The following is a 12,049-nucleotide window of genomic DNA, read 5'->3' on the forward strand; positions in this document are numbered from 1 at the left end:
AAAATACAATATGCCATGATTGGGTGAAAAATAAGGGTTAATAGAGAGTGTTGAATATTATTCTGGGTATGACCCAAAAAAGCTCTGCGTAAGAGCAGAGCTTTGTTTAAAGAATTTATGAATCGACTAACTGGGCGTTAGAAGTAGTAACGAATACCTGCAGCGAATTGGTCATCTCTGTTTTCGAATTTATTGCCAACGAGCTGATCTTTACCTAGGTCGAATTGGTATTCAGTCCAAACTAGGAATTTGTTCTTCTGGAAGTGGTATTCAACACCAGGGATAAGCAGGTTACGCTCATAGCCATCTGTTTGGTCATCACGATCTTCCATGTAGTTGTAGTTCAACGTAGGGCGTAGGCCATTGTCGAAGTGGTAGTACGTGTAGATTTCACCACCTAGGGTATCGAACATTACATCCGTACCGCCTTGGCTTACAGCTTCCCAGTTTTCGCCAACATGGAAAGTGGCACCTGCGTAGAAGCCGCCGTTGCTGTAGTTCGCACCCAATAGCATGATGCGCATGTTGTCGCCATTTTCTACGCCAACCACACCTGAGTCTAGGTCTGCAATTTCATTTTGGTGGTAAGCTGCACCTAGTGTTACGCCATCAACCGGTTTGTAAGTGATTGACGCACCCATTCCGTTTTTCAATGAAGCTGTCGCATTACTCGCTAGTGCCACTTCTTCACGTGTCGTTTGGTAAGTGAAGCCGTAGCTTACTTGGTCGTTGATTGAGTTACGGTAAGTAATGGAGTTTTCTGCTCGACCTGTACCAGATGCAATACCCCAGTCAGAAAGGTTGTAAACACCTGAGCCGCGAGTACCGAAGACACGACCTAAGTCGGTGTACCATGCGACGTCATAAAAAGTAGACCACTGCTTAGTACCTGCTGCGATCTTGCCGTATTTGTTGTGCTCTACGCCTGCGTATAGAAGTCGGTCGTAAATATTGTCGCCGTTAGCACCTGAGTTGTAACCCCATTCAGCATGGCCAAAGCCAGTCCAGCCGTTATCGAGTCCCATTTGACCTTTAAGGCCGAAACGAGAGCTACCGCTGTTCCACTCACCGTTGTGGTCGCCGCCCTATCTTGGTAACGAACGTCGAAACGACCGTCTAAAGTAAGGCTATCGCCCGCGTCATTGGTAAAAGTGTGTGCAGCAAAAGCAGAACCTGAGGTAAGTGCTGTCAGGATCACTGCTGAAAGAATCGACTTTTTCATTGTAATTCTCTTTATTCAGGCCGTAGAAAGCCACCGTGCTTTCAAGCCCGTTATATTGGTAATGGTTTGGCAGGGTGTACCCCATCCATGAGGCACTAGTAGATTCAGTTATTAGTGGAGCAATAATGAATTGGTTGGAGCACTTACTAGGAGCGAGAAGGGTCCCCCAGTAAGCGTGGCAACCTAAATCAGATGTCTATTTAGGTTGCCACTATTTCGTTTCAATCTTTTGGATTAAAGCGTATCGATTACAGCGTTGGGTTCATGATGCTTGAAGTGCGTTCGAACACATCTAGACCTTGCTGTTGTAGCCAGTAAGGAAGGTCGATAAGAACCCAGTTCTCAGACAGTTTGTCACCGTCACGGTAGTAAACGTCAACTACTTGCATGTTTGCACGTACTTCACCGCCAGTCATACCTAGGAAGCCACCTGTTGGTGTGTTTGATAGGTTTGGCCAACCGAAGAAACAAGAGAAGTTACCTTCAGCGAAACGACAAACGTGGCCGTTGAACTTCTTGTCTTTCAGGTTGTTACGGAAAGGAAGTTGGTGCTGTTGTTGGTAGCGAGGAATTGTGTAAGACGCGCCGATACCACATGGGCCGTACCAAATCATGTCTTTTGACCAGCTCTTCGCTAGTACTTCTGGTGGGCAACCCATCGCGCCGCTGTCGTTAAGAGCAGACAGGTCATCAACCATTTTGTTTACTAGAGCCAGTGTCGCAACACCTTCTTCTGGAGCCGCGTCTTCGAATAGCAGACCGTCGTGGTTACGTGGGCCAGGGTATACGAAGTGCTTACCAGTTGATGGTGGAAGTGGGTAGCAACCCGCTTGATCCATCATGCCTAGTAGATCTAGAAACAGGCCTGTCTTAGTGATTTTGCCATCAACAACACAGTTAAATTCTGCGTAGCGAACGTTCATGATCTTGCCAGTTGGGCGCATACCTAGGTATTCAGCGTCGAATAGACCCATGAAGTGACCCATGCTCATTACCCAAATCTCATCTGGGTTAACTTCGTTGTTACCACCGATGAAGATGTCTTGACGACGCTGCATGCGAGTCATTGACTTCATCATTGGTGCCCAGAATACGTCAGCTGCTGCTTGTGCGCCTTCTTGCTCACGGAATGGGTAAACACCGCGCCACAAGTAATCTTCAGAAGTGTGTGCTTTTAAAACTTCAGCAACGTTCTCGTGAGTTGCGTTTTCCATTGCATCGAAGTATTCACGAACAATGCGTTTCGCTTCTTGATATTTAGACATAATAATTTCTCTTTGTGTTGTCGAGTCAACATTCGGAACAGGACTCGATTTGGATTTTGTTACCGGCTGATTTATCAGCCGGCTTTAAATTTTTCGTATTTGAACTTCAGCGTATGAGTGTCGAATTAAGCTTTTGCTGCTTCAGCTTTTTTGCTCTTATCGAAGACGCCACCTTTTAGAGTTTCAGGCAGTGTTAGCCATAGTAGGCCGGCGATAATCCATACGATTGGTGAGCCCCACATTGCTGTTTGTAGGTCGGTACGCTCTTGGATGAAGATAAGAACCATTGGTGCCCACATGCCGATAATACGACCGCCATGGAATAAAGCTGCACCATAGCTACGCAAGCGTGCTGGGAACAATTCAGAGAAGTAACCACCCCATACTGCAGAAGCAGACAGGCCGAAGTTGTAGATAAGACCCAGAAGAGCCAGCATGTTTAGGCCGCCAATCATCATGTCGCCAGGTGCGACAAAGAAGATAGAAACCATGATACCTGCGAGGATGAAGCCGAACGCGTTGATCTTACGACCGTACTTATCTGCTGCCCATCCCCAGAACCAAGCACCGAAGAGTGAACCAAATGCTGAGATAGAGAAGATCAAACCGATGGTTGCACCATCAAACATACGAACATCTTTCAGGTAGGTAGTTACAAAGCCACCGAAGAATTGGAATCCGTAGAAGTTAAGACCAGAAAGAAGTAAACAAGTAATCGTAATTTTGCGGTAAGGCTTGCTTAACATCTCACCCCAAGAACCTTTTTTAGCTTCGGTTACTTCCCCAGCTGTATTGGTTGTTGTTTGTTGATCTTCTTCACCGTAGGCGATCACAGTTTTGTCGCTTGGTAATACAAAGATCATTAACGCTGCTGCTACAAGCGGTGGAATACCACCTACCCACATTAGGCTCTGCCAAGGTGCATCAACACTTGTAATGAAGGCTGCGTAAGCGCCCATTGCCACTAAAGCAACAGAGAACATTGAAGAAGCAAAAGCAGTCAACTTACCGCGAACCGTTGGTGTAAATAGACCAATCATCAAAGATACAGCTACAGTGAAGTAACCACCTAAAGATAGTCCAATGATGAAACGCATTGCAGCCCAAGTGGCGTAGTCGGTAAACATCATGTTGATGATGGTTGCACCACCGTTTAATGCCGTAATTGCTATTAGTGTGGACTTCTTGCCGAACTTGGTTGCGAACCATGCACAGCTCAGAGCACCAATCAGAGCACCAACCGACTGCCAAGTGTAGAACTGAGCGGTATCAGAAAGGCTAATACCAGCATATTCTTCCACAATGTATGGGCGTACGTAGTCAATAATTACAAAGTTATAACAATAAAAAAAGTAACCTACTAGAATTGCTAGATATGCGGCTACCCTTTGAATCATAGGAACTTCGCTCATGTGTTTTTTAATGGTCATGACCGATAAACCTTTATTTTATATAGGGTGGTTTTGGTTTTAATTATTGTGTGTTGATTCTTTATCTTCATCACACCGTCTTCATTTCGGGAGAGATAATAGAATTTTTGTGGTTATTAGATCCGTGATCAAAGTCAATTTTAAAATGAGTGCGTACCCATTTTGTGCATTTTAGTGATCTTGATCTCATTTAACTGGGTTTTTGTGCTTTGTGGGGTGGTTTGAGTGTTTAATCGTCTATCTTAGTGATAATAGTCACACTTATTGTGGGTTTTTGAGGGAAAACATCCATTTTTGAGTACTATTGGCAGCGAATTAATTGCGACATACAATAAGCGGAATCTAAAAATGGTTGCGTACTCAAGTTTTGTGGTTATTGCTCTTTATGTGCTAACTACTTTGTTTATCAGCTACTTAGTTAATAGGCGCTATAGCGTCGGTGGCGACTTTTCGACTGGTGGAAAACAGTTTGGTTGGTTTACGGCAGGTGTGTCGATTCTTGCAACCTACATCAGCGCAATGACGTTCGTTGGCATGCCGGGCTGGGTTTATAGCTCAGGCATGGAAGCGATGAGCGTACATTTGAACTATCCAATAGTGATCTTTTTCACTGTGCTTTTCTTTGTTCCGGTGTTTTACAAGCTCGGCCTAACCTCGATTTACGAATACCTAGAGCACCGCTTTGGCGTTGTTGCTCGCACGATCAATTCCATCGTGTTCATTGTGGTTCAGTGTATTTCGGCAGGGGTTATTCTGTATGCGGTAGCCCTGATCTTAGTGCAAGTGCTGCCAGTGAGTATCTCTGAGGCGATCATCTACATCAGCGTATTTACTGCGTTGTATACCTATGCGGGTGGTATCTCGACTGTAATCTGGACTGACATGCTTCAGTCAGCAGTGTTGATTATCGGCAGCATTGCGATCTTTGTTTTATTACTGATGAAAATCGATGCGGGCGAGATGTTGTCTCCTGAACATTTGAATATCATCAATCTCGATTTTGACTTAGGCGTCGATACCACATTGTGGGCCGGCGTAGTGGCTGTGAGCTTCTTGCACCTGAGTGTGTATGGCACTAACCAACTGATTATTCAAAGAACATTGGCGACTAAGTGTGTTAAAACAGCGCAAAAATCGATGTTGCTTTGTGGCTACGGCGCATTTTTTGTTTATCTGTTCTTTGCTGTGATGGGGGTGCTGTTAAGTGTCTTTTATCAAGACAGCAGTTTTGAAAACAGCAACGAAGTGATTCTCGATTTTGTGTTTAACCATACCAACCCAATCATTGTTGGTTTGGTGATCTCAGCACTTTCGGCTGCGGCAATGTCGACATTGGATTCCACCTATAACTCAATGGCGACGGTCGCAACGTTCGATTTCTATAAGCGCTTCTTCCGTAAGCAAGCCTCTGACGCGCACTATGAATCAGTGGCTAGAAAAATGAGCCTGGTTGCTGCAGCGTCGGTTGTTGTGCCTGCGTTACTGGCTGTTTCTAATGAATCAGTGCTTAAAACGATTGCGAGCTTAACCTCTATTTTTGTTGGTATTCGCCTTGGCTCTTTCATCTTGGGTTTGTTCTTCAAACAAGCAAACGAGAAAGGCGTAATTGCGGGCAGTATTGGCAGTGTGGCCGTCGTATTCATCGCCAAATACAGCGGAATAGCTTGGCCTTGGTTTGCCTTGATTGGCACTGTGGTTTTCTTAGTGTTAGGTGTTGTTGTGAGCCGCTTCTGGGGAGAGGTAACCGAGCAACAAAATGAATTTATAGAAAAGCAAAAGCATTTGTTTGCAAAGCCTACCGCGAGTCATTATGGCTTGTTGGTGTTCGCTGTTGTGACGATTGCTGCTTGTACTGTTATCCCTGATTGGCTTTATGCCGCTCTTTCTTAATTGACCGATTTTTTACTGGTATATCTATGTTATCGATCTTTGATATCTACAAAATTGGTGTTGGGCCATCGAGCTCTCACACCAACGGCCCAATGATTGCGGGTTTCCATTTCACACAATTAATCGCTGATAAAATCGCAGAAGTGACGCGTATTCAGGTGGATTTATACGGTTCTTTGTCATTGACTGGCATAGGTCACCACACCGACAGAGCTACAATATTGGGGCTACTCGGCAATAAACCAGACACCATCAAAATCACCAGCGCAAACCAAGCAATGCGTCATGCCGTAGACAGTGGTGAGATGGATTTAGCGGGCACCAAGCACATTGCCTTCAACTACGAAACCGACATGTTGTTCCACAAAGACAATCTGCCTCTGCATGAAAATGGCATGATGATTACTGCGTTTGACCAGAGTGGCAACGTGATTGTCGATGAAACTTATTATTCGATTGGCGGCGGTTTTATCGCAACTGCTGATGAACTGCAAAATGGTACTCAAACCCAAGCGGTAGAAGTTCCTTTCCCGTTCAAAAACGCCGATGAAATGCTTCAACAAGCTGACAATAGTGGGATGAGCCTCGGTGGTATGATTCTAAAAAATGAAGCGGAGTTCGAAGGCGCTGACATTATTTCAGAGAAAGCGGATCAAATCTGGCGAGTGATGAGTCGTTGTATGGAGCGTGGCTTTGAAACCGAAGGCATTCTTGATGGTGGTTTGAACGTAACTCGTCGTGCGCCTAACCTACTGAAAAAGTTAGAAGCGAATGCGGCGGTTGAAAACGACCCAATGGAAATCATGGATTGGATTAACTTGTTTGCGTTTGCGGTTAGCGAAGAAAATGCGGCTGGTGGCCAAGTGGTAACATCACCAACCAATGGTGCGGCGGGCGTTATTCCTGCTGTGTTGATGTACTACCATCGCTTCATTAAAGAGTTGGATACTAAGCAGTTAAAAGATTTCTTAGCGGTATCGGGCGCGATTGGTATTCTGTACAAAACTAACGCTTCGATCTCTGGTGCGGAAGTGGGATGCCAAGGTGAGGTAGGCGTATCATCCTCTATGGCGGCTGCGGGATTAACGGCACTACGCGGTGGCAGCAATGAGCAGATCTGTATTGCGGCGGAAATCGCGATGGAACACTCATTGGGTATGACTTGTGACCCAATTGGCGGCTTGGTTCAAGTGCCGTGTATCGAGCGAAATGCGATGGGTGCGATGAAGGCAATTAATGCATCTCGCATGGCATTGAAGCGAAACTGCAAGTCTTTGATCTCACTCGATAAGGTCATCGCAACCATGTACCAAACCGGTAAAGACATGAACAAGAAATATCGTGAAACATCACTCGGTGGTTTAGCCTTGATCCATTTAGCTCATCCTTGTGAATAGCTAAGCCAATTAACCCAGTAAATAATAACGTTAAGCCCAGAGCCTTAGACTTTAGAAATCTATCGCGGCTGGGCTTTTTGTTTTATGTGTTTTAGGGAGCTAATCTGAAAGCGGTAATCGATAGCTGTTTTTCAACTCTTTTACTGAGATGTTCGACTGAATCGCACTCACGCCTTTGACTCGTCTGATCGAGCTAATACGCTCAAAGTACTCTTCCAAATCTTTGGCCAACACTTGCACCATGTAATCGGCGCCGCCTGCAATGCAGTGACACATAGGAATCCAATCGGTTACCGCGACAAATTCTTCGAATGGTTCTGTGTTTTCAACTTCATGGTTACCCAAGGTCACAAGAATAAAACCAGCCACATGAAAGCCTAATTTCTTACGATTCAGCTTAGCGGCGTAACCATCGATATAGCCAGTTTCCTCCATGCGTTTCCAACGACGCCAGCATGGGGTTTCGCTGAGGTTGACCTTCTCTGCGAGCTTGCTGTTGCTCATGCGTCCGTCTTGCTGGATATGCTCTAAGATGGCGATATCTGTGTCATCTAACACTTCTTTGGTGGATTCTTTCTGTTTCATGGCTATTTTAGAAAAGTCTTCCTCAAATTTGGATTAATATTAGCCTATATAGCAATTTAATTCCTAGTAGAATCTGTAAACTCTCTCCCTATAAATACTTTACTTATTAGGAGTGAGAGGAAATGAGCTCTCAATTAATGCTGGCGTTCTTGCTATTTTCAACATCAATTGCAATTACCCCTGGGGCAGGCAATATCGCATTACTTGGGATTTCAAGTCGTTATGGATTTGCTGCGACTTTACCTTTTATCTCTGGGAACGCTGTTGGCATCATCATCGTACTGGCGGGTTCTAGTGTCGGTTTGGTGAGCCTATTTACCCTTTACCCAGAGCTATACAGCATTTTGAAATACGCGGGTGCGGCTTATTTGCTGTTCATGGCGTGGTCGATTGCGAATATGCAAATCGAAGAAAGCACCACCGACAATCGTTCAGGCTTTGTGTCGGGTGTGTTGGTGCAGGTGTTAAATCCTAAAGGTTGGATAGCGTCATTAACCGTGTTTTCGCAGTTCATCACTCCGAATGCAGATTACTTGATTCAAGTCGTGACCATTATCGCGGGTATGGTGATTACCGGTGTACCGTGCATGTTGGTGTGGGCGTATTGCGGCACTATGCTTAAAAAGCTACTGCAATCACCAAAACAGATGATGTTTGTGAACCGTTGCTTGGGTGGAAGCTTAGCGATGGTGGTTGCCTTCATGCTTTATCAACCTGCATAAATCACAAAGAAAAAAACCACTCCTAAATCCATAGGAGTGGCGTCTAAATGTCGACTAAGTCGTTAACAGTAAAGAATTAAGTTAACAAATATTTAAGGAACTTGAGTTAAAGCTTTAAGCTTTTCAGTGTAAAGGTTAAGCGGTTTCAGCCTCTTTAACTGGAGCTGAGTTACGGATTAGGTGGTCAAATGCACCTAAGCTTGCTTTCGCACCTTCACCCATCGCAATGATGATCTGTTTGTAAGGTACGGTTGTCACGTCACCCGCTGCGAACACACCTTTCATAGATGTTGCGCCATGAGCGTTAATTTCAATTTCACCGCGTGGTGAAAGCTCTACCTTTGAACCTTTCAACCATTCGCTGTTTGGCATCAGGCCGATTTGTACAAAGATACCTGCGAGTTCGATCTGTTTAAGTTCATCGGTGTTGCGGTCTTTGTATTCCAGACCAGTTACGCGAGTTCCATCACCCAATACCTGTGTGGTTTGAGCCATCTTGATGATTTCGATGTTTGGCGTTGCGTTCGCTTTGTCGATAAGTACTTGGTCAGCGCGCAGTGTGTCCGCAAACTCAAGCACAGTTACGTGTTCCACGATACCTGCTAGGTCGATAGCCGCTTCAATACCTGAGTTACCGCCACCGATAACCGCTGTTTTTTTGCCTTTGAACAATGGACCGTCACAGTGTGGGCAGTAAGCAACACCTTTGTTGCGGTACTCTTGCTCGCCCGGAACGTTCATTTCACGCCAGCGAGCACCTGTACTTGTGATAACCGTGCGAGCTCGTAGTGTTGCGCCGCTCTCTAGCTCAACGTGGATGTAACCGTCTTCAGTGTCTTCTGCCGCAATGATGTTTGCAGCGCGCTGCTCAGTCATTACTTCAACACCGTACTCTTTTACGTGCTCTTCAAGGCTTGCCACTAATTTAGGGCCGGTGGTTGCTTTCACTGAGATAAAGTTCTCAATCGCCATGGTGTCCATCACTTGGCCGCCGAATCGGTCAGCAACCACACCAGTACGAATGCCTTTACGTGCAGCATAAATTGCCGCTGAAGAACCTGCAGGGCCGCCGCCGACAACCAATACATCAAACGGTGCTTGTTGGTTTAGGTTTGCTGCTTTCTTTTCCGCTGCGCCTGAATCAACCTTGTTAAGGATTTCAGCCAGTGACATACGGCCTTGACCAAATAGCTCACCATTAACGAATACACTTGGTACTGCCATGATGTCGCGAGACTTCACTTCATCTTGGAATGCTGCGCCGTCGATCATCGTTGTCTTAACCAGAGGATTAATCGCCGACATCATATTGAAGGCTTGAACCACTTCTGGACAGTTTTGGCATGAGAGCGAGATAAAAATCTCTACATTAAGCTCTTGATCGAGTTCTTTAATTTGCTCGATTACGTCCGCTTCAAGCTTGATAGGGTGACCACCACTATGAAGCAGTGCTAGAACCAGTGACGTAAATTCGTGACCCATTGGCAAACCGGCAAAACCGATCGCGGTGCCTTTCTCTTGGTTCACGACCTGCATGATAGGGCTGCGAGTGCTTGCGCTGTCATCGCGAGTCACTTCAATTTTATCGGTTAAAGACGAGATGTCATTCGCCAGATCTTGAAGTTTGTTCGCGGTGTCGCTGCCATCCAGGCTAAGCACTAACTGAACATTGGTTTTTAGGTTTTCTAGGTATGCTTTTAGCTGCTGCTTCATTGCTTGATCTAACATAATCGTGCCTGCTCTTAAATTCTGTGTCTTGGTATTGACCAATACCTTCTTGCTGAAAAAGGAAAATAAAAAGGGGGCGCAAGTCGGCAAATATTGTGGTGTTGATGTTTTGAAAGGGTGGCGCGCGACTGCCCTTTAGGAGGGGGGCCGAAGCGCGCCTGTAGAACCGTTTAGCTATTCTTGTTAGCTAGGCTTAGATTAAATCTTGCCTACTAGGTCTAGAGATGGAGCTAGAGTCTCTTCGCCTTCTTTCCATTTAGCTGGGCAAACTTCACCTGGGTTAGCGGCTACGTATTGTGCTGCTTTAACCTTGCGTAGTAGGTCTTCTGCGTCACGGCCGATGCCTTCAGCTGTGATTTCCATTGCTTGGATAACGCCTTCAGGGTCGATTAGGAACGTTGCACGGTCTGCAAGGCCTTGACCTTCACGCATAACGTTGAAGTTATTTGTGATGTTGCCAGTTTGGTCGCCTACCATGAAGTATTCGATAGTGCCGATTTTGTCAGAAGTATCGTGCCATGCTTTGTGAGAGAAGTGAGTGTCAGTTGATACTGAGTAAACTTCTACGCCGCGAGATTGAAGCTCTGCGTATTTGTCTTGTAGGTCAACTAGCTCAGTTGGACATACAAACGTGAAGTCTGCTGGGTAGAAGAAGAATACAGCCCACTTGCCTTTAACGTCTTGCTCAGTGATTTCTACGAATTCGCCGTTTTTGAATGCTGTTGCGTTGAATGGTTTGATTTCTGTGTTGATCATGATTTGACTCTCTTTCTAATTTGTAGTGTTTAACGCTATCCCGCGTCGATGTAGATATATTGCATTGGCACCGAAAATTAGTGAAATCGGACATTTCTATAGATTCAATAGGCGAATCCTATCTTCGAAAGGAAAAGGCTATCGGTAAAAGCTATCAACAAAAACAATTAACAAAAGCCATCAAACATCAACAACTCCCAATTTAAGTAGCTATGCTCTTTAGGTTGTTCTCTACATTGGGCTTATCTCTATTGGTGTGTGTATCTATGTGTCTATGTAGGTAGGGTTCGGTATGGTTTCTTTGCGTGAGTTGAGTTTTTATATCAAACTGTAAATAACAAAAAATTATCATTAATATAAATTATGATAATTTCAGTTAATTAACGCATGTACCTATACTCTCTCCATCGAAACGAAACACCGAAGCTAGACTTCGAAAAGCACAGAATTTAAAACGAATTTGGAGCAAGTTATGAAAATGAATCACGTAGGCATCATGGTGGGTGACATGGACCAAGCAGTCGAGTTTTACACGAAAGCTCTAGGTCTAAGAATCGTAATGAACAACACCAAAGTGATGGAAGAGCGCGAATCAGCAATCGGCCGCATGTGTATCGCTGTGTTCGGTGAAGGCTTTAAAGGCTTCAACATTGCACACCTAGTAACATCTGATGGTATCGGTGTTGAGCTGTTCGAAATGAAAGAGCGCCAAGAGCGTCACGAAGTTGATTTCTCACGTCTAGGTATTTTCCACTTCTGTCTGCAACTTCCTAAAGAGCAGTTTCATTCAGCGATTAAACGCGTTGAAGAGTTTGGCGGTAAGGTACGTATGGATATTCACCGTTACCACCCAGAAGACGAACTAAAACAAGCACAAATGGTTTACCTAGAAGACCCGTTTGGCAACCTATTCGAATTCTACTCTCACTCATACGAAGATACGTACGCAACTGATTACGAGTAATCGCGCTATCTACCTGTCATAAGGTAGAAAACCGAAACACCCCCTAAAGAGGATTGGTAGAGATACCAATCCTTTTTTTGGTGCGCCGAG

At 45.0% G+C, this 12,049-nt stretch carries 9 protein-coding genes and 1 pseudogene; 4 read left to right on the forward strand and 6 right to left on the reverse strand.

Annotation, left to right across the window (positions count from 1 at the left end):
• Window positions 1-137: 137 nt before the first annotated feature.
• The 3 genes and pseudogenes from AB4263_RS23400 to AB4263_RS23410 all read right to left on the reverse strand — a co-directional run bounded on the left by AB4263_RS23400 (window position 138) and on the right by AB4263_RS23410 (window position 3,917).
• Window positions 138-1,222 (reverse strand): annotated as a pseudogene (locus AB4263_RS23400) (porin).
• Window positions 1,223-1,470: 248 nt separating this feature from the next.
• The gene (locus AB4263_RS23405; RefSeq protein WP_017065254.1) at window positions 1,471-2,487 is read right to left on the reverse strand and encodes a nuclear transport factor 2 family protein; all 1,017 of its coding nucleotides are present in this window, start codon (window positions 2,485-2,487) and stop codon (window positions 1,471-1,473) included.
• Between the two features lie 125 nt (window positions 2,488-2,612).
• Complete coding sequence (locus tag AB4263_RS23410; protein WP_017065255.1) at window positions 2,613-3,917, reverse strand: MFS transporter; 1,305 nt, start codon at window positions 3,915-3,917, stop codon at window positions 2,613-2,615.
• 348 nt (window positions 3,918-4,265) lie between these two features.
• Here AB4263_RS23410 and AB4263_RS23415 point away from each other — a divergent pair, with 348 nt between their 5' ends.
• Together AB4263_RS23415 and AB4263_RS23420 are read left to right on the forward strand one after the other, a co-directional pair.
• The gene (locus AB4263_RS23415) at window positions 4,266-5,807 is read left to right on the forward strand and encodes a sodium:solute symporter family transporter (protein WP_372098979.1); all 1,542 of its coding nucleotides are present in this window, start codon (window positions 4,266-4,268) and stop codon (window positions 5,805-5,807) included.
• 26 nt (window positions 5,808-5,833) lie between these two features.
• Complete coding sequence (locus tag AB4263_RS23420) at window positions 5,834-7,204, forward strand: L-serine ammonia-lyase (protein WP_136979737.1); 1,371 nt, start codon at window positions 5,834-5,836, stop codon at window positions 7,202-7,204.
• A 99-nt stretch (window positions 7,205-7,303) separates the two neighbouring features.
• Here the strand turns inward: AB4263_RS23420 and AB4263_RS23425 are convergent, their stop codons facing one another.
• Window positions 7,304-7,789 carry an Lrp/AsnC family transcriptional regulator gene (locus AB4263_RS23425; RefSeq protein WP_372098980.1) on the reverse strand — a complete coding sequence of 162 codons (486 nt, stop codon included), beginning with the start codon at window positions 7,787-7,789 and terminating at the stop codon, window positions 7,304-7,306.
• A gap of 122 nt (window positions 7,790-7,911) precedes the next feature.
• Between AB4263_RS23425 and AB4263_RS23430 the strand changes: the two genes are divergently transcribed.
• Window positions 7,912-8,511, forward strand: coding sequence for a LysE family translocator (locus AB4263_RS23430; protein WP_017071831.1), 600 nt, complete (start codon window positions 7,912-7,914; stop codon window positions 8,509-8,511).
• Between the two features lie 135 nt (window positions 8,512-8,646).
• Here the strand turns inward: AB4263_RS23430 and ahpF are convergent, their stop codons facing one another.
• Both ahpF and ahpC read right to left on the reverse strand, forming a co-directional pair.
• Window positions 8,647-10,239 carry an alkyl hydroperoxide reductase subunit F gene (gene ahpF, locus AB4263_RS23435; protein WP_372083950.1) on the reverse strand — a complete coding sequence of 531 codons (1,593 nt, stop codon included), beginning with the start codon at window positions 10,237-10,239 and terminating at the stop codon, window positions 8,647-8,649.
• Window positions 10,240-10,437: 198 nt separating this feature from the next.
• Complete coding sequence (ahpC, locus tag AB4263_RS23440; RefSeq protein WP_016798107.1) at window positions 10,438-10,995, reverse strand: alkyl hydroperoxide reductase subunit C; 558 nt, start codon at window positions 10,993-10,995, stop codon at window positions 10,438-10,440.
• Window positions 10,996-11,467: 472 nt separating this feature from the next.
• Between ahpC and AB4263_RS23445 the strand changes: the two genes are divergently transcribed.
• Entirely contained in the window at window positions 11,468-11,959 is a 492-nt protein-coding gene (locus tag AB4263_RS23445) for a VOC family protein (protein WP_372098981.1), read from the forward strand.
• The last annotated feature ends 90 nt before the right edge of the window (window positions 11,960-12,049 follow it).

The sequence above is a fragment of the Vibrio sp. 10N.261.55.C5 genome (assembly GCF_041470505.1).
Classification (GTDB): domain Bacteria; phylum Pseudomonadota; class Gammaproteobacteria; order Enterobacterales; family Vibrionaceae; genus Vibrio; species Vibrio crassostreae_C.